Annotated in this window: 14 protein-coding genes; 9 read left to right on the top strand and 5 right to left on the bottom strand. The window is 71.1% G+C overall.

Features of this window, described 5'->3' with window-relative positions:
- Positions 1 to 80: 80 nt before the first annotated feature.
- Both K8625_RS44465 and K8625_RS16405 read right to left on the bottom strand, forming a co-directional pair.
- The gene (locus K8625_RS44465) at positions 81 to 2,918 is read right to left on the bottom strand and encodes a protein kinase (RefSeq protein ID WP_370641920.1); all 2,838 of its coding nucleotides are present in this window, start codon (positions 2,916 to 2,918) and stop codon (positions 81 to 83) included.
- Positions 2,915 to 4,573: an adenylate/guanylate cyclase domain-containing protein gene (locus tag K8625_RS16405; protein ID WP_223748702.1), complete on the bottom strand. Its 1,659-nt coding sequence runs from the start codon at positions 4,571 to 4,573 to the stop codon at positions 2,915 to 2,917. The genes K8625_RS44465 and K8625_RS16405 overlap by 4 nt, the downstream gene beginning before the upstream one ends.
- 215 nt (positions 4,574 to 4,788) lie before the next feature.
- Between K8625_RS16405 and truD the strand changes: the two genes are divergently transcribed.
- The 7 genes from truD (at position 4,789) to K8625_RS16370 (ending at position 13,333) form a co-directional block, all read left to right on the top strand.
- Positions 4,789 to 6,438 (top strand): tRNA pseudouridine(13) synthase TruD, encoded by a 1,650-nt coding sequence (truD, locus tag K8625_RS16400; protein WP_223783231.1) that lies wholly within the window; start codon positions 4,789 to 4,791, stop codon positions 6,436 to 6,438.
- Between the two features lie 122 nt (positions 6,439 to 6,560).
- The gene (locus tag K8625_RS16395; RefSeq protein WP_174816812.1) at positions 6,561 to 7,130 is read left to right on the top strand and encodes an RNA polymerase sigma factor; all 570 of its coding nucleotides are present in this window, start codon (positions 6,561 to 6,563) and stop codon (positions 7,128 to 7,130) included.
- Positions 7,127 to 7,630 carry a hypothetical protein gene (locus tag K8625_RS16390; RefSeq protein WP_223748704.1) on the top strand — a complete coding sequence of 168 codons (504 nt, stop codon included), beginning with the start codon at positions 7,127 to 7,129 and terminating at the stop codon, positions 7,628 to 7,630. The genes K8625_RS16395 and K8625_RS16390 overlap by 4 nt, the downstream gene beginning before the upstream one ends.
- A gap of 7 nt (positions 7,631 to 7,637) precedes the next feature.
- Entirely contained in the window at positions 7,638 to 9,110 is a 1,473-nt protein-coding gene (locus tag K8625_RS16385) for a polymer-forming cytoskeletal protein (protein ID WP_223783230.1), read from the top strand.
- Between the two features lie 248 nt (positions 9,111 to 9,358).
- Positions 9,359 to 10,705: a 2Fe-2S iron-sulfur cluster-binding protein gene (locus K8625_RS16380; protein ID WP_223748706.1), complete on the top strand. Its 1,347-nt coding sequence runs from the start codon at positions 9,359 to 9,361 to the stop codon at positions 10,703 to 10,705.
- On the top strand, positions 10,702 to 12,189 hold the full coding sequence (locus K8625_RS16375) for an FAD-dependent oxidoreductase (RefSeq protein WP_223783229.1): 1,488 nt from the start codon (positions 10,702 to 10,704) through the stop codon (positions 12,187 to 12,189). Before K8625_RS16380 ends, K8625_RS16375 begins: the two co-directional genes overlap by 4 nt.
- A gap of 349 nt (positions 12,190 to 12,538) precedes the next feature.
- Entirely contained in the window at positions 12,539 to 13,333 is a 795-nt protein-coding gene (locus K8625_RS16370; RefSeq protein ID WP_223748708.1) for a serine protease, read from the top strand.
- 4 nt (positions 13,334 to 13,337) lie between these two features.
- Here K8625_RS16370 and K8625_RS16365 read toward each other — a convergent pair whose 3' ends face one another.
- Positions 13,338 to 14,201, bottom strand: coding sequence for an SDR family oxidoreductase (locus tag K8625_RS16365; protein WP_223748709.1), 864 nt, complete (start codon positions 14,199 to 14,201; stop codon positions 13,338 to 13,340).
- 161 nt (positions 14,202 to 14,362) lie between these two features.
- Here K8625_RS16365 and K8625_RS16360 point away from each other — a divergent pair, with 161 nt between their 5' ends.
- Positions 14,363 to 14,830 carry a universal stress protein gene (locus K8625_RS16360; RefSeq protein ID WP_223748710.1) on the top strand — a complete coding sequence of 156 codons (468 nt, stop codon included), beginning with the start codon at positions 14,363 to 14,365 and terminating at the stop codon, positions 14,828 to 14,830.
- Positions 14,831 to 14,841: 11 nt separating this feature from the next.
- On the opposite strand, the gene K8625_RS16355 is transcribed toward K8625_RS16360, so the two are convergent.
- Complete coding sequence (locus K8625_RS16355; protein ID WP_223748711.1) at positions 14,842 to 15,792, bottom strand: hypothetical protein; 951 nt, start codon at positions 15,790 to 15,792, stop codon at positions 14,842 to 14,844.
- Between the two features lie 261 nt (positions 15,793 to 16,053).
- On the opposite strand from K8625_RS16355, the gene K8625_RS16350 reads away from it, so the two are divergent.
- Positions 16,054 to 16,584 carry a hypothetical protein gene (locus K8625_RS16350; RefSeq protein WP_223748712.1) on the top strand — a complete coding sequence of 177 codons (531 nt, stop codon included), beginning with the start codon at positions 16,054 to 16,056 and terminating at the stop codon, positions 16,582 to 16,584.
- A gap of 22 nt (positions 16,585 to 16,606) precedes the next feature.
- Here K8625_RS16350 and K8625_RS16345 read toward each other — a convergent pair whose 3' ends face one another.
- Positions 16,607 to 17,377 (bottom strand): 1-acyl-sn-glycerol-3-phosphate acyltransferase, encoded by a 771-nt coding sequence (locus K8625_RS16345; RefSeq protein WP_141327203.1) that lies wholly within the window; start codon positions 17,375 to 17,377, stop codon positions 16,607 to 16,609.
- Between the last annotated feature and the right edge of the window lie 10 nt (positions 17,378 to 17,387).

The following is a 17,387-nucleotide window of genomic DNA, read 5'->3' as shown; positions in this document are numbered from 1 at the left end:
CTGCTCTCGGACAAGCTGTCCGGGTGAGTGGTAGCGACTGCGCCTTCCGCCCCCCGAGTCGCCTCAGGCCGCTGAACCCACTACTGCTCCTGGCCCGCGGAGGCCCGGCGCAGCGGCTGCTCGCGAAGCTGTCCCTTCACCTTCAGGTCATCGAAGGTGCAAGCGAGGTTGCGGCATCCCACCGCCACCTTGGCGACGCGGTTCTCCAGGCCGGGCAGCAGCTTGCGGGCGAAGCGCTGCCGTCCGAGGAACCCCTCCGCGAGCACGCCGCCCTTCACGCGGCTGAGCTTCAGGCGCACCTGGTAGGGCCCCCGGTCGGGCAGCGGCATCTCGTCCTCGACGAGCCCGTCCGTGTCCTGCGCGCTGTTGCCGACGATCTCCTGTCCGTCCTCGGCGAAGTAGCGCCACGCCAGGCGCATGCCGACCTCCGGAATCGCGAAGGCCGACACCTGGAGGTCCCGGATGCGGAAGGACAGCTCGCCGTAGTGCTGTGAGTCCGGCTCGTCCGGACGGTACTCATCCCCGAGCGGCTTCACGTCCATCATCACCGAGGCGTCGAAGTGGTCCGCCGCGAAGTAGCGCGTCGCCACATAGGCGCGAGGAACCAGTCGCCGGCCACCGGCATCCTGCCCCCCCTGCCATGCGCGGAGCTGTCCGCCTTCGACCTTCCACAAGCCGCTGTGGAGATTGAGCTCCTCGGGGCCCTTGTCGTCGAAGGACACCTCGAAGCGCGCCTCGCCATCCGACGTCGCCGCCTCGACCAGGGTCGCCGTGGAGAAGGCCTCCGCGTACGTGTTCGGCGGGTTCGGCTTCTCGGGCATCCGCCCGTTGACCCATCGCGCGCCGAGCCCCAGCACCGCGAGTCCACCCACCACCGACAGGCCTGCACGCACCCGTCGCCACCCGGTCCGCAGCTTGCGGGTGATCTGACTCGTCGACTTGCGACGCCCCTCGATGGGATGCGTCGGCCGGGTCGTCTGGTTGGGCGCGGACGTCGAGGCCACCAGCAGCTCCAGCGCCTCGCACAGCTCCGTGGCCTTCGCGTAGCGCGCCTCGGGGTCCGTCTCCAGCAGCCGGTCGATGATGTGGTCCACGCGCGGGTCCAGGCCCGGCACCCGCTTGGACGGCAGCTTGAAGCGTCCCAGGGGAAGCTCCCCGGTGAGAAGCTCGTAGAGGACCACGCCCAACGAGAACAGGTCCGCGCGGCCGTCCACGCTCTTCGCGTCGCGCCGCTGCTCGGGGGCCATGTAGTTGAGCGTGCCCATGGCCACCGCCGTCGCGGTGAGCTGCAGCCGGGCCTCGGACTGACGGATGCCGGCGAGACCGAAGTCCGCCACCTTCACGTTGCCGCGCCCGTCCAGCAGGATGTTCTCCGGCTTGAGGTCGCGGTGGATGATGTCCTTGTCGTGCGCGCACTCGATGGCGCGCGCCGCCTGGAGCATCAGCTTCAGGCCCTGCTGCGGCGTCAACGAGCCGGTGGAGATGGCCTCGCGCAGCGAGCGGCCCTCCACGAACTCCATCACGAAGTAGTAGTGCTCGCCGGCCACGCCCCGGTCGATGATCTGCACGATGTTCGGGTGGTTGAGGGCGGCCAGCGCCGTGGCCTCCTTCTCGAACCGCGCCACGAACTCCGGGTCCTTCGCCAGCTTCGGCGGGAGCAGCTTCACCGCCACCGTGCGACCCAGCGAAGTCTGGCGCGCGAGCCACACCTCGCCCATGCCGCCGCGGCCCAGCAGCTCCTTCAGTTCGAAGCCCGGCAGCGTCACCCGCGCCGCCGCCACGAACGTCTCCACCGAGTGGATGTCCAGGTCGGAGTCGGCGTCGCCCCGCCCCGTCGGCCGCGTCGAGCGCACCACCGTCGCGTCCACGGGCACATCCATCCCCGGCGTCGAGGAGGGCAGCGCCACGCCACTCGGGCCAACGCCGCCCGACTCGTTCGAGGACTGCGGGGCGCCCTGAAGACCGTTGCCCGGACCGTCTCCGCCGCCCGATGCGCTCTGCACGGGCACCTCGCCCGCGCGAACGCCCGGGAGGGGCACGCCAAACGGTGCACCCGGAGAGGCCCCGCCATGCCCGGGAGCATCGCCCCCCGCAGCGTTCGGAGACGCGGCGACACGCGCCAGCGCATCACCCGCTGCGCCCACCCCTGGCACCGCCACTCCGAACGGCGCGCCTGGCGACACGCCGCCACGGACGGAGGCCTCGCCTCCGGCAAGCCCCGAGGCCACCGGAGCCTCGCCGCCCACGCTCACGCCCGGCAGCGCGACGCCGCCCGGTGAGGAATCGATGGCGGTCCCCGTCACCCGCAGGCCGGGCACGTCCGTGTCCCCGAAGGACACCTCCACACCACTGTCGCGCGCCGCGTCCCCCGCCGCTTCCACGTCTCTCATGTCGGCCACACCCGAAGACGCGTCCACGCGCGCCACCGGGCCCACTGACGCGGCGTCACCACCCGCGCTCACAGCGGCGCCCAGGCGCGCTCGCGCCTCGGAGCCCGACGTCACGCCGGCCGCGGACGTCCCACCCACCCACGAGGCACCCGCCCTCGCGATTCCACTCGGAGCCGCGCCGACCCTCGACGAGCCGGGCTCCCGCTCCTCACTCCAGTCGATTCCGCTCGACCCCGCGGACGCATCCCGCAGCGCTCCGCCGTTCGCATAGCTGGGGCTGCGCGACGCGCGCTCCTCCCCCCCCAGCCCCGGGACCACCGTGTCGCGCGTGTGCTCGTTCAACGGCTGCGCCCGGTGCGGCGCGAACGTGATGTTCGAGTTGCCCGCCCCCACCGGCTTCACACCGCCCACGTCCTGACGACGCACCTCGAAGCGGATGCCGCAACGGCACGTCAGCTTCTGCCCGCTGACATAGACCCGGGTGTCATGTTGGGTCCCGCAGTTGGGACACTCCTGGGTCGTCGTCATCGGCGCGGGGAGGCGGCGGTCGTATGTTCCACGCCATGGACGCGGTAGGTGGGGACGGCCTTCTCCTTGCCCTTGACCTGCAGCGCCGGCAGCTCCTCCACGTCGAAGCCCGCGCCGGACCTGCGCACCGTCGACTCCGACGCGAGCACCTCGCCGCTCTTGGCCATGCCACACAACCGCGAGGCCGTGTTCACCGTGTCGCCGATGGCCGTGAACTCGTGCCGCTCCGCGCTGCCCATGTAGCCGACGACCGCCTGGCCCGTGTTGATGCCGATGCCCACCTCGATGGGCGCCTTGCCGGCCGCCACGCGGTTGCGGTTGATCTGATCCACCGCCTCCTGCATCTCCAGCGCCGCCCGCACCGCCCGCGCCGCGTCGTCCGGATGCGACAGCGGCGGACCCCACACCGCCATCACACAGTCGCCGATGAACTTGTCCAGGTTCCCCTCGTAGCGGAACACCACGTCCGCCATCGCCGTGAAGAACGTGTTGAGCATCGACACCACTTCCTGCGGCGACTCGTTCTCGGAGATGGTGGTGAAGCCGCGGATGTCCGCGAACAGGCAGCTCACCTCCGCCAGCCGGCTCTGCCGCAGGTCCTCCGTCTCACCGGAGATCACCGCGTCCGCCACCGCCTTGGACAGGAAGCGGCTCAGCTCCGCGCGCGTCACCGCCTCCGCGCGGATCTGCTCGCCCAACGCCGCGTTCTCCAGCGCGATGCTCGCCTGCGAGGCGATGCCGGAGAGGATGTTCAGGTCCTTCTCCGAGAAGGCGTTGATCTGCTGGCGGCTGTCCAGGAAGAGCACCGCTTGAATCTTGGAGTTCACCATCAGCGGCACCGCCATGGCCGAACGGATGCCCTGCGCCACGATGCTCTCCGCCGCGGAGAAGCGCTCGTCGATGATGGCGTCCGCCGTCAGCACCGCCTTGCCCGTCTCCACCACGCGCTTGAGCACCGTGTCGGACAGCATGACGTTGACCGGCTTGCCCGTGCGGTGGTGCACCGCCGCCGGGATGAACTCCCCGTCCCCGGCCACCTTCAGGATGACGCCGTGGTCCGCCGCGAGCAGCTGGAAGGCCACCTTGAGGATCTGCTCGAACAGGCCCGTCTGGCTGCCCTGCGTGCTCACCTGCCGGTGGAACTCGTGGGCGATGCGCAGCTTCTCGTAGTCGCGGCGCAGCGCCTCGCCGTCCGTCATCTGGTCCACCGGACGGAAGTTCTGCGGCACCTGGTCCATCTGCGCCAGGAACGCGGGCATGGACACCGACTGCGCCACCACCGTCACGCCGGGCGCCGCGGGCGCGGGGACCGCCGGCTGCTCGCCGCTGTGGAAGATGAGCCGCGAGGAGCCCAGGGCAATCTCGTCCCCGTCCTTCAGCCGCAGCTCCTTCACCCGCTTGCCGTTGACGAACGTCCCGTTCGAGGACCCCAGGTCCTTGAGGACGAAGTCCTTGCCCACCTTCTCGATGGTCGCGTGCTCCTTGGAGACCTCGCGGTCCACCAGGCGCAGCGTGTTGGACGGATGACGGCCGAGCGACGTCAACGGCCCCAGGGGGAACTCCCCCAGAGTGCCGTCCGCGAAGCGCCCGGTCAGCCGGGGGCCTCGGAGCTGTTGCCCGGATTTCGGAGCGAATGGGGCGGGAACCTGGCTCACGCGCGAATCCTCACCGGCCCGGACACTACCAGAGCCGCCTGGGAAGCGGGGAACGTCTGGTGGCGCTGGCCGACCAGGGCCCCCTCCGGAGGGCTGCACGGCCGGTCAGGGTCCCGCTCCTGGGACGGCGCGTCAGCTCCGTCCACCCCCCTCCCCCTGGTCCCCCGTCCTCCGCCCCGCTTCTCTCCCAGGGCCCACACTGGTAAGGGGGGCCCGTGCGAATCAAACAGAAGCCCGAAGACTTCAGCGTCAAGGAATCCTACCGCTTCGATGAAGTCGCCTCCGGGCGTTTCCGCGTCTACCTGATGGACAAGCAGAAGCTGTCCACGTTCGACGCCGTGGCACGCCTGCGGGACGCGTTCGGTCTCAAGCCGGGCTCCATCAGCTATTGCGGCCTGAAGGACAAGCAGGGCCGCACCGAGCAGCTCATCGCCGTGGACGGCGCCGACGTGGACATGCAGGAGCCGGACCTCCGCCTGAAGTACCTGGGCCGGACGAACAAGGCCCTGTCCTCGGCGAACATCACGTCCAACCGCTTCTCCGTGACGGTGCGCGCCCTGGAAGAGTCCTCCCTGGGGCCCCTCAACGTGGCGGCCGCCGAGGTCAACCGCCTGGGCGTCATCAACTACTTCGACAGCCAGCGCTTCGGCTCGCTCAAGCACGGGCAGGGCTTCATCGCCAAGGACCTCATCCGGGGCGACTTCGAGGCGGCGCTCCACAACTACCTGGCCAAGCCGTCGGAGCTGGACCGCTCCGAGGACGCCAAGGTGAAGGCCTTCTGGCGCGACAACTGGGGCCACTGGGACGCGCGCGTCCCCTTCGAGGGCACCAAGAAGTACCACCGCGTCCTGCGCGCGCTGCGCGAGGAGCCCAAGAACTTCACCCGCGCCTTCCTGCAGATCGACGCGGACTACCGCGCGATGCAGCTGTTCACCTACCAGAGCTACCTCTGGAACGAGGGCGTGCGGCGCTACCTGCAACTGCTGTTGCCGCGTGAGTCGCTGTTCCCCATGCGCTACCAGGCCGGCTCGCTCCTGTTCCACAAGGACGCGGATCCGCAGACGCTGCGCGTGCTGCGCGACGCCACCTTCCCCCTGCTCGCGCCCAACAGCACCTTCACGGATCCGAAGATCGAGGACGCCGTGCGCTGGGTGCTCGGCCGCGAGAAGCTCAAGCTGTCGGACCTGGTCATCCCCGGGGCCGAGCGCATGCTCTTCTTCAAGCACGAGGAGCGCCCGGTCCTCTCCTTCCCGCACAAGCTGGTCATCGGCCGCACGCAGCCCGACGAGCTCAACCGGGGCAACATCAAGGTCAACGTCGCCTTCACCCTGCCGCCGGGCGCGTACGCCACGCTCGTCGTCAAGCGCCTGTTCCACTTCGAGTACGCCGAGGACACCGCGGAGGAGATCCGCGCCTCCCAGCGCGCGCACCTCGTCGAGCAGGAGCAGGCCGAGGGTGCCCCCTCCAGCCGCCGCGGCCCTCCCGTCCGTGAGGAGCGGGGCACCGGCCGCCGGGCCCCCGCCGCCCGTGGCGCCGCCGGCCGCCGGGCCGAGACCACCTTCGACGAGGAGCGTCCGCGCGCCTCGGACCGCCGTGCGCCCGCGCGCGGCGAGGCCCCCAGCCGGCCCGGTCGGCGCACCACCTCCGAGGTCGAGGCCCCCGCCCGTCCCGGACGCAAGAGCACGGCCGAGGTCTCCGAGACGCCCACCCGGGGCAGCTCGCTCGCCCAGCAGGCGGAGCCCAAGCCCAGGCAGGAGCCCGCCGCCCCGCTCGGCTTCCGCGAAAAACAGCGCCAGCGCAAGGCCGCCCGCGAGGTCGCCCGGGCGGAGACCGAAGCCAAGCGCTCGAAATCACGGAAGAAATAAGTCTGCAACGGCGATGAAACACCTGGACGCAATGGGGGAGCGCGCACACCGTAGACCCAGGTGTGAACGCTCTTGCCCTCGACGACGCTCCCGGGACCCTCGCCCACGCCATCGGGATGCTGATGGCTGACGACGCCGTCCCCCTCCCCTGGAAGGCCGACGTGCAGGCGGCCCGCCGTGGAGATCCGTCCGCCTTCGAGTCCCTGGTGCGCAGCGTCCAGCGCCAGGTCTACGGCCTGGCGCTCCGGCTGCTGCAGAGCGAGGCCGAGGCCGCGGAGGTGTCCCAGGAGGCGCTCCTGCGCGCGTACCAGAACCTGCACCGGTACGACGACTCGCGCCCGTTCGACCTCTGGGTGCTGGCCATCACCCGCAACCTCTGCCTGGACCTGCTCCGCCGCCGCACCAAGGTGCGCACCGAGGAGCTGGAGCCCATGAAGGAGGTGCTCCCCAGCAACGAGGCCTCCCAGGAGGAGGGCGCCATCGCCCGCGAGGAGCGCCAGTCGCTGGAGGAGGCCATGGCCACGCTCTCCGTCGATGATCGTGAAGTCCTCGCGCTCTACTACGTCCAGAAGCGCACGACGAAGGAGATCGCCCAGATCCTCGGGTGCGCCCCTGGCACCATCATGGCCCGGCTCTTCAGGGCCCGAGAGAAGCTTCGCAAGAAGATGAGCACGGAGGAGGCCCCCCGATGAGCGCGCACCCCTGCCCCGACCTCGAGGTCCTCTTCGCCGAGTTGGAGGAAGGTGAAGGCCCCGCGCTGGACCACGCCGCCGAGTGTGACGCCTGCGCGGGGGTCCTCGAAGAGCACCGGCTGATGGAGAACGACCTGTACCGGCTGGCGGATCCCCTCCCGCCGCCGACCCTGGTCGCCAGCGTCATGGCACGCGTGGCGGCGGAGCCCGTACCTCAGCGTCGCGAGGTCTGGTCCGGGCTCGCCATCCTGCTGACCTCGTTGCTCGGTGGGCTGGGCTACCTGGTGATGAACGACCAGGCGCTCGGCCGGCTGGGCACGGGCGTGGCGTCCTTCCTCGTGGAGGGGCGCTTCCTGGCCGAGGGCGTGCTGAGCGGCGCCCGCGCGTTGTGGTCGACCGAGGGCCTGGCCGTGGCCGCATTCCTCGCGTTCCTCCTCCTGACGTCGCTGGCCGGTCTCAAGCGGCTCGCGGGCAGCGCCCCCACCCCCTCCGAAGCCTGAGCGACCCATGAAGATCTCCTCCCGATTCCTCATCCCCGCGTTGCTCCTGGGCGCCCCCCTCGCGCTCGCCGAGTCCGCGCCCGCCGCCCGCGCCGCCGAGTCCGCGCCCGCCGCGAAGAGCATCGACGTCTCCTTCCGCGGCAGCCTGCGCGACGCGCTGAAGACCATCGCCGACAAGGGCGGCCTCAACCTGGTCGTCACCGGCGACCTGGACGTCCCCGCCGAGGTCCACCTGCGCGGCATCTCCGCCGACCAGGCCCTGCGCACCGTGTCCCGCGCCTACTCGCTGCGCATGGAGCAGGACGGCTCCATCATCACCCTGCGCCCCATGACGCCCTCGGAGAAGGAGGCCGCGGCCCAGGGGCTCGCCGAGCCGGCGCCCGCGCCCCAGGCGGTCCCCGCGCCCGTGGCCCCGCCCGCGCCACCCGCTCCGGCGGCGCCCGCGGTCGCCTCCGATGGCTCCGAGCACGAAGAGGACTCCGCCACGGACGCGGAGACGATGCGCGAGGTGCGCGAGCAGATCCGCGAGCAGATGCACCGCACCCGCGACGAGCTCAAGCGCTCGCGCCGCTCGGGGGCCCGCAACGTGGTGGCGCGCGGTCAGTCCCTGGAGGTGAAGGAGGGACAGACGGTGGAGAGCGCCGTGGTGTACGGCGGCAACCTGGTGGTGAAGGGCAACGTGGAGAAGGACGCGGTGGCCTTCGGTGGCAACCTCATCGTCCACGGCCACGTGGAGGGTGACGCGCACGCCTTCGGCGGCAACGTGGTCCTCAAGCCCGGCGCCTCCGTGGAGGGCGACGTGTCCTCCTTCGGCGGCAACGTGGACCGCGAGGACGGCGCGAACGTGGAGGGCAGCATCAACACCTTCGGCGGGGCCAACATCGGCCGCGTCGTCGCGAAGGAGCTCAACAAGGGCCTCCAGGAGTCCAGCGACGAGGGCGAGGAGCGGCGGCGCAACCGCGACGACGACGACGGGGGCGGGCTCGCCGGGTTCATCCTCACGTTCGCGGTGCTCTTCGGGCTGGGCTTCCTGGGCCAGATGTTCTTCCCCTCGCGGATGAAGCAGCTGGGGGATGAGATCCGCGCGCGGCCGGTGCAGAGCGGCCTGACGGGCCTGCTCGGGGTGGTGGCGATGATTCCGCTCACGGTGGTGCTGGCCATCACCATCATCGGCATCCCCGCGGCGCTGGTGCTGTGGATGGCGGCGCCCCTGGCGGCGGCCCTGGGCTTCGCGGCGGTGGCGAGCGAGCTGGGCACGCGGCTGCCGGTGATGCGCGGACGCAAGACGCAGGCGGTGGTGCTCGCGCTGGGGTTGCTGGTGTTGCTGGTGGTGGGCGCCATCCCCGTCTTCGGCGCCATCGTCTCCTGCCTGGTGGTGCTCATCGCCCTGGGCGCGGTCATCCGGACCCGCTTCGGCTACCGGCCGCGCGGCATGGGCATCCCCGAGCCCATCCACACCCACGGGGAGCAGCCGCTCTGACGCACCCGCGCCGGGATTTGCCCGGCGCGTCAAGGACCACGGCCTGCACGGCCGCCCGCTCCACCCACCGGGGATCGCCACGAGGCCTGAGACGGCCCGTCGCGGTCCCCGGTGACGTTCTGCGGGAGTCTTAGAGAAGTTCCAGCGCGCCATCACCTCGACTGTCGGCTGGGCCTCATGACCGGGGTGCGTCATGCGCCGACAGGCTTTGACCACCCGCGGGCGTTACGCCATTTTGCGCGGCACCCATGCGACGTCTCCCAGATGCCTCGTTGCGCGGCAGGGCCATCACCGTGGACCTCGAGGGCGAGAGCATCCCCGCCATCGAGGGCGAGCCGGTGGCATGTTCCCTCGTCGCCGCGGGCGAGCCCATGCTCGCCCGTTCCGTGAAGTACCACCGCCCTCGCGGGCCCTACTGCTTCGCCGCCGCGTGCTCGCAGTGCCTGATGCGCGTGGACGGGCTGCCCAACGTCTACACGTGCCGCACGCCCGCGCGCGACGGCATGAAGCTGGAGCGGCAGAACGCGTACCCCTCCGCGAAGGTGGACGTGTTCGAGACCATCGACTGGTTCTTCCCCAACGGCCTGGACCACCACGAGATGTTCGCCGGCGTGCCCGTCGCGGAGACGGTGATGGCCAAGGTGGCCCGGCAGCTGGCGGGCCTGGGCCTGCTGCCCAAGGACGCAGCCCCCGCTCCCCCGCCGTCTCGCACGCTGCGCACCCGCGTCGCGGTGGTGGGCGCGGGCGCCGCCGGGCTCGCCGCCGCGAGGGAGCTGACCGGACGAGGCATCCCCTTCCTGATGTTCGAGCGCGAGGACCACGTGGGTGGCCGGCTGGCGCACGGCGCCCCGGAGGCGGACGCGCCCGCCATCGACGACGTGGCCACGCTCGCGCGGGACAGCGTCGTCACCCGCGCCACGGCGCTGGGCCTGTACGACGACGAGCAGGGCCGCTACCTCGCGGTGGGCGCCCGGGAGAACGGCGAGGCGCGGCTGCTCAAGGTCTACGCGGAGCGCTTCCTGCTGACGCCCGGTGGACACCCGCCGATGGTGCCCTTCGAGAACAATGACCTGCCCGGCGTCTACGCGGGCCGCGCGGCCAGCCTGCTGTTGCGTCGGCACGCGGTGGCGCCGGAGCGCGCGGCGCTGGTGGGCTGGGGCCAGGAGCTGCAAGGGCTGGCGCGGCTGCTCGAGGAGCACGGCGTGAAGGTCGCTGTCGTGGTGGACCTGAAGGGCGCGCCGGGCGCGGGAGCGCATCCGACGACGGTGGAGGGCTCGGAGCCCAAGGCGCACGGCCTCCGGCACGTGAGCGGGTTCAGCTTCACGCCGCGCCAGGGGGGACGGCGCAAGGTGGACTGCGACGCGGTGCTGGTGTCGGTGCCGGTGACGCCCAGCTTCGAGCTGGCGCGGCAGGGCGGCGCCAAGGTCTCGTTCGAGGCCTCGCGCGGACTGTTCCGGGTGGAGGCGAGCGCCGAGGGCCGCACCGACGCGGCGGACGTGTTCGTGGCCGGAGACGTGACGGGCGGTGGCAGCGCGAAGGAGGCGTCCGATGCGGGCCGCCGCGCGGCCCAGGCGCTGGTGGAGGGACTGTCATGAGCAAGTCGATGATCTGCTCCTGCGAGGACGTCACCGCGGACGACGTGCGGCACGCCGTGTCGCGGGGCTACTGCGACGTGGAGTCGGTGAAGCGCTACACGGGCTTCGGCACGGGCATCTGCCAGGGCAAGAGCTGCCTGTCCGCCGTGGCCGCGCTCCTGGAGCAGGAGAAGGCGCTCAAGGCCGACGCGGTGGTGCCCTTCACGCCCAGGCCTCCGCTCTACCCCACCGAGCTGCGGCTGCTCGCGAGCGCCCCGGTGGACGAGTCCCAGCCCCCGGTGGGCGGCGTGCCCCAGGAGGTGGATGTCTTCCCCAAGGGCCTGCGCCCCACCGAGCCCCTGCCCGCCAAGGCCAAGGTGGTCATCATCGGCGGCGGCATCATGGGCCTGGCGCTCGCGTACAACCTGGCGCGCGAGGGCGAGACGGACGTGGTGGTGCTGGAGCGCGGCTACCTCTGCGCGGGCGCGTCCGGCCGCAACGGCGGCGGCGTGCGCATGCAGTGGGGCACCCCGGCGCTGGTGGAGCTGGCCAAGCGCTCCATCGACCTGATGAAGGGCTTCGCCCGGGAGATGGGCATCAACGTGTGGCTGCGCCAGGGCGGCTACCTGTTCCTCGCGCGCACCGACGCGGTGGCCAGGCGGCTGGAGCGCAACGTGGCGCTGCACAACCGCTTCGACGTGCCCACCCGGCTCGTCACGCCGGACGCCGCGCGCGACATCGTCCCGGGCCTCACGATGAAGGGCTGCGTGGCCGCGTCCTTCAACCCCGAGGACGGCGTCATCTTCCCCTGGCCCTTCCTGTGGGGTTACGCGCAGGGCTGCCGCAAGAAGGGCGTGCGCGTGGAGACGTACACGGAGGTGACGGGCTTCGACGTCAGCGGCGGACAGATCCGCAAGGTGAAGACGGACCGCGGCGACATCGCCTGTGACACCGTGGTGCTCGCCTCCGGCGCGTGGAGCCCCGAGGTGGCGAAGCTCGTCGGCGTGCAGCTGCCCAACGAGCCGCACCGCCACGAGATCCTCAGCACCGAGCCCCTCAAGCCCTTCCTGGGGCCGCTCGTGTCCGTGCTCGACTCGGGCCTGTACTTCAGCCAGTCCATGCGCGGCGAAATCGTGGGCGGCATGGGTGACCCCAAGGAGCCCGCCGGGCTCAACATGGGCAGCACCCTTCGCTTCGTGTCCCGCTTCGCCCAGGCCCTCATGGAGCAGCTGCCCCACGTGGGCCACGTGAAGGTGCTGCGCCAGTGGGCCGGCTGCTACGACGTGACGCCGGACAACAACCCCATCCTCGGGCGCACCCCGGGCCTGGACAACCTGCTCCAGATGTCCGGCTTCGTCGGCCACGGCTTCATGATGGCCCCCGCCGTCGCCGAGCGGATGGCGAAGTGGATGCGCACCGGCGAGTCCGACGAGCTCTTCACCCGCTTCAACCTGCGCCGCTTCTCCGAGGGCACGCTGGAGCGCGAGGACATGATCATCGGCTAGGCGCCCGCGCTCCGCTCACCGCGCCCCCGGGCCGCGTTCCCCCTCTTCAATGAGCGAACGGAACGCGGCCCGTGGATTTTTCCGTCGCTGTCCGGGACCACGACACCCGACGCCGGGAGCGTCCCATTACAGGACAGCTCCGGAATTAATTGTAAATCACGAATATCATGAAGACTCTCGGCGGCGACGCGAAGGGGCTTTACAACCGCCGGTGACGGAGCGGAGCACGCGCGCACCACCCGGGGCCCGGCGCGAGGAGGGCTGTCGAGTGGAAGTGTCCCGCGCGGAACGCTGGCATGGAGAGTGCCTTGGGCACGCCGCGCGCAATCCCGCGTGTGGAGGAGACCCGATGTTCGCCAAGAGCCTGCGTGCGTTGTTCGTGATGGGTGCCCTGTCGGCCTGCGGTACCGAGCAGTCCCCCGATGTCCCGGACCAGGAGGCGAACGAGCCGCTGCAGTCGCAGGAATCCAACGTCATCGTCGGCTCGGTGAACTGGGTGAGCTCCACCACGCTGACGGGCGCGCAGGCCACGGCGGCCAAGGCGGTGGGCTACCTGTCCATCCCGGCGGTGGGCAGCCGCTGCACCGCGTGGCTGGTGTCACCGGATGTCATCATCACCAACAACCACTGCGTGGGCAGCGCGTCCGAGGCCGTGGGGGCCCGGGTGTCCTTCAACTACATCGACGGCGTCGCCTCGGCCAGCCGCGTCTGGTACTCCTGCGCCACGTTCATCAGGACGTGGTCCACCGACGACATGACGGCGCTGCGCTGCTCGGCGACCAACGGCCAGCTCCCCGGCAACGTGCAGGGCTACCTGACGGTGGCCAGCGCCAACGCCGCCACCAACGCGAGCATCTACGTGGTGCACCAGAACTGCGACTACTACACGTCGTCGGGCTGCTCGCCGACGAAGAAGCTGTCGCCGGGCGTGGTGAAGAACGCGAACTACTCCACCACGGACCTGTCCTACGACGCGGACACGCTGGGCGGCTCGTCGGGCTCGCCGGTGCTGTCGACGGGCTCCAACCAGGTGGTGGGCCTGCACCACATCGGCCTGGGCGGCAACTCGCAGGGCCGCGGCACGGCCAACACCGGCGTGAAGGCCACCCGCGTGAAGGCGCGTCTGGCGGAGATCGGCCTCTAGGCCGTCACGCCGGATTGGGCTCGCGCGCCAGCAGCACGGGCGACGCGAGCCCCACGGGCAGGGCGTCGGGCGCGGCCAGGGCCTCGCGGCGGACACCGCGCAGCGCCAGCCGCCCCAGGCTCCGCTGGAGCCCGCGTGGCAAGAGGGGCAACAGCCGCATCACCCAGCGGTGTCCCCAGCCCGGGTACACCAGCGCCTCGCCCCGCTCGAAGGCCGCCAGCGCGGCGCGAGCGCAGCGCTCGAGCGACATCTGGAAGAAGGGCGCGCGCCCCGCCTCCTCGGCGCCCGAGTCCCCCACCGGTCCCGGAGCCACGCGGGTGATGACCACGCCGCGCCCCTCCACCTCCAGCCGGAGCGACTCGGTGAAGCCGTCGAGGAAGCGCTGCGTGGCTGCGAACATCGCGGAGCCGGGCAGCATGAGCTGCGCCGCGCCCGAGCCGATGTTCAGCACCCCGCCCCGCCCCCGCTCCAGCATGGGCGCGAGCAGCCGGTGCGTCAGCAGCGCGGGCACCCACACGTTCGAGCGCAGGAGCTCCTCCAGCCCTCCCCAGCGCGCCTCCGCGTAGAGCCCCCGCAGGCCCAGCGTGGCGGTGTTCACCAGCACGTCCACCCGGACGAACTGCGCCTCCAGCGAGGCCACCATCGCGTCGACCTCGCGCGGCTCGCACACGTCGCAGGCGTGGAGGAGGACGCCCAGGGTGGGATAGCGCGTGAGCAGCTCCTCACGCAGCGGCTCCAGCCGCGCCACCTCGCGGTCCACCAGGACCAGCGTGCGGACGCGCCGGGACAAAAGCCGGGCAAGCTCCCGGCCGATACCCCCGGCCGCGCCGGTGATGAGGACCGTGGCCTGATCGATAGGAGGTCGCATGGGGGCCATCCTGCGCACGAATCGCGGGCCGCGCTCGCCTCCCCGCAAGCTTTGCGCGTCGCGGTGGCGAACGGGCGGGCAGGCGCTGGCACGCAACTTCCATCTGAGGACGTTCGGCCCCACCCCAAGAGAGGGCCTTTCACCTCAGCGAGGAGCCGACCATGGCAGCGCCATCCCGAATTCTCGTCCCCGTCGACCTGAGCGAGGGCTCTCGCTCCATCGTCGACTACGCCCTCCAGCTCGCCCGTCCCTTCAACGCGTCGGTGGAGGTCCTCCACGCGTGGGAGCCCCCTCAGTACGTCGCGCCGGATCTGCTCGTCGCCGCCCCCGGATGGAACCCGCTCTCGCTGGAGCAGGTCGCCCTGGACACGGCGGGCAAGGAGCTGGCCACGCTGCTCAAGCAGATGGAGCCGGCCTCCGTCCCGCTCAAGCACCGCGTGGTGGTGGGCGAGGCGGCCTCCACCATCCTGGAGCTGGTGGAGAAGGAGGGCTTCGACCTCATCATCATGGGCACCCACGGCCGCCGGGGGCTGTCGCGCATGCTGCTGGGCAGCGTGGCGCAGAAGCTGGTCTCCCGCGCGCCCTGCCCCGTGCTGACGCTGCACGTCCCGCAGGACACCCAGAAGTAGGCGTCAGGGACTCAAGGCCCGAGCGCCGCCTTCAGGGCGGCCTCGCGCCGGCGCGCCGCGAGCACCGTGGGCACCGCCAGCACCGTCATGGCCACCATGACCAGCGCCGCGCCCAGAAGCTCGCGCGGCCCCACGCCCGGTAGCCCCAGCCACAGCGACAGCCCCAGCGTGGCCACCACGCCCGCGAGCACGCTGGAGGCCCGGTTCACCGGCACGGAGAACGCGTTCTCCCGCGCGTCCAGCAGGATGAGCCCACCGAAGATGCCGGTGCCCTGGGACAACAGCCCCACCAGCATCTCCTCCAAGAGCCGCCCGCGGGCGAACATGCCGGTGAAGCCCTCGCGGATGTCCAGCGCCGGCCCCGCGCCGCCCCACACCGCCACCAGCCCGAGCACCAGCACCAGGAAGGGCGTGGCCACCATCTGCTCCTCCACGAAGTAGCGGATGGACAGGCTCTTGTCCTCGGACTTGGCCAGCCGGCTCATCGCGCGCAGGCGGATGAAGTAGCTCAGCAGGTACACGCCGACGTCCAGCGCGGCCACCCACGTCAGGGTGGCGCGCGCGTCCTTCCCCGACGCGACGAGCACGGCGGCGAAGCTCAGCCCCAGCGCCACCCACGAGGGCCAGCGCACGTGCCTGCGGCTGAGCACGTCCACGATGGGCGCCAGCACCAGCACCCCGCCGCGCATCAGCAGCATCATGAAGACGATGGAGGTGCCCTCCAGCGTGTACGCCAGCGTCGTGGTGCCGATGATGGCCGCCGAGCACATCCCCGACAGGAACGTCCACGCCCCCGGCGCGGGCACCCGCAGGCCCAGCACCTGGCGGTGCGCCGCGAAGCGCCACCAGCGCTTGAGCGAGAGGAAGACGAACATCCCCACCATCGACGTCGCCGCGCTCACCGGCAGGAGCGTGAAGCCGACGATGCCCTCCTCCATGCCCGGCAGGGAGCCGCTCGACAACGCCTTCGTCAGCGCGCTGTACGGGGCATACGCCGCGAAATAGCCGAAGGCATAGGCCCAGATGGTCAGGTCATGCGAGGAGGAGTCTTGCTGCGTCGACGATGTGACCAGGGGAAACCTCGGGGCGTGCGGGCCAGGGCCTCCCCCACCCTACTGCAAGCCGCGCGCCCCGACCTGCCTCCCGGGAGGGAAACAAACCCATGCAATGGGTGTGGGCCTGCCGCGTAGACCTCTCAACCCGGTCGTCCCCAGGAGCCGTCCATGCGCTCACGCTTCCTTTCCACTCTGGCCCTCGCGTCCACCCTGGCCCTGCCCGCCTTCGCCGGCGATGACGCGGCCAGGAAGTCGACCTCCCCGGTGAAGGTCGTCTGCGACACCACGGCCAAGGACGGCAGCCGCGTGGTGCAGGGCACGGACCTGGTCATCGAGGCGGGCGAGAAGGCCAAGGACGTGGTCGCCGTGGAGGGCGACATCATCATCCGCAAGGGCGCCACCGTCGACGACGCGGTCGCCATCCGGGGCCGCGTCATCGTGGAGGCCGGCGCCGTGGTGAAGGGCGACGCGGTGTCCATGGGCGGCGAGGTCCGCCTCCGGGGCAACGCCCGCGTCGAGGGCAGCGCCGTGGCCCTGGGCGGCAAGCTGACCACCGACAAGGACGTCCACATCGAGGGCGACCGCATCAGCCTGTCCTTCGAGATCGGCGGGAAGGACCTGCTGCGCGGCTTCATCGAGGACGCGCTCGACGAGGAGTCGGGCTGCCACATCATCGACAACGAAGTCACGGACGCCTGAGCGGCGTGCCTCGTCGAAGCCGCTACGCGGCGCTGGGAGTCCCCGGCGTCGCGGCATCCTGGGTGAGCGGCTGCAGCGTGGCGCGCAGGGCGAGGATCTGCTCGCGCACCAGCGTCTTGAGCTTCTCCACGTCATCGAGCGTCATGCCCTTGGTGGAGATGGGCGTGCCCACCGTCACCAGGCCGCGCGAGGTGGAGAAGCGCCAGGAGTGCTTGGGCAGCGCCTTGCGCGTGCCGCTCACCGCCAGCGGGAGCACGTCCGCCTGCTGCTCGATGGCCAGGCGGAAGGCGCCGTCCTTGAAGGGCAACAGCTCGTCCGTCTTCGAGCGGGTGCCCTCCGGGAAGATCATCACCGGCATGCCCTTGCTCATCCACTGCTTGCAGCGCGCCATGGCGCCCGTGGCGGACTCCTTGTCGCCGCGGTGCACGGGGATGTCCCCGGCGATGCCCATCATCCACCCCACCACCGGCACCTTGAACAGGCTCGCCTTGCCCAGCCACTTCATCTCCCACGGCAGGCGGGAGATGAGGAACGGGTCCGCGTTGGACTCGTGGTTGCTGACCACCACCGTGTTGGGGGCCACCTGGTCCGGCACCGGCCCGTGGATGCCGAAGCGCCAGTACGGCGTCAGCTTCGCGGCGGTGACGCCCACCATGCGGAAGCACCGCCCCACCGCGTAGCGCTTCTTGTCGAACGGCAACGTGAAGACGGCGATGACGAGCTGAACGAAGAAGCCGACCAGCGCGACGATGCCAATCTCGACCCAGGTCCAGATGGAGAGCAGTGCGTTCATTGAGAGCCTC

It is taken from the genome of Myxococcus sp. AS-1-15 (assembly GCF_020037055.1).
In the GTDB taxonomy this organism is placed as follows: domain Bacteria; phylum Myxococcota; class Myxococcia; order Myxococcales; family Myxococcaceae; genus Myxococcus; species Myxococcus fulvus.
The sequence above is the reverse complement of the archived record's forward strand: the minus strand, read 5'-3'. Positions and strand labels throughout refer to the sequence as shown.

What these genes read in the sequence shown, in the direction of transcription:
- K8625_RS16380 (WP_223748706.1), top strand. Translation starts at nt 9,359, where the DNA reads ATGCGACGTCTCCCAGATGCCTCGTTGCGCGGCAGGGCCATCACCGTG.
- K8625_RS44465 (WP_370641920.1), bottom strand. Translation starts at nt 2,918, where the DNA reads ATGACGACGACCCAGGAGTGTCCCAACTGCGGGACCCAACATGACACC.
- K8625_RS16375 (WP_223783229.1), top strand. Translation starts at nt 10,702, where the DNA reads ATGAGCAAGTCGATGATCTGCTCCTGCGAGGACGTCACCGCGGACGAC.
- K8625_RS16385 (WP_223783230.1), top strand. Translation starts at nt 7,638, where the DNA reads ATGAAGATCTCCTCCCGATTCCTCATCCCCGCGTTGCTCCTGGGCGCC.
- K8625_RS16390 (WP_223748704.1), top strand. Translation starts at nt 7,127, where the DNA reads ATGAGCGCGCACCCCTGCCCCGACCTCGAGGTCCTCTTCGCCGAGTTG.
- K8625_RS16395 (WP_174816812.1), top strand. Translation starts at nt 6,561, where the DNA reads ATGGCTGACGACGCCGTCCCCCTCCCCTGGAAGGCCGACGTGCAGGCG.
- K8625_RS16350 (WP_223748712.1), top strand. Translation starts at nt 16,054, where the DNA reads ATGCGCTCACGCTTCCTTTCCACTCTGGCCCTCGCGTCCACCCTGGCC.
- K8625_RS16345 (WP_141327203.1), bottom strand. Translation starts at nt 17,377, where the DNA reads ATGAACGCACTGCTCTCCATCTGGACCTGGGTCGAGATTGGCATCGTC.
- K8625_RS16365 (WP_223748709.1), bottom strand. Translation starts at nt 14,201, where the DNA reads ATGCGACCTCCTATCGATCAGGCCACGGTCCTCATCACCGGCGCGGCC.
- K8625_RS16360 (WP_223748710.1), top strand. Translation starts at nt 14,363, where the DNA reads ATGGCAGCGCCATCCCGAATTCTCGTCCCCGTCGACCTGAGCGAGGGC.
- K8625_RS16370 (WP_223748708.1), top strand. Translation starts at nt 12,539, where the DNA reads ATGTTCGCCAAGAGCCTGCGTGCGTTGTTCGTGATGGGTGCCCTGTCG.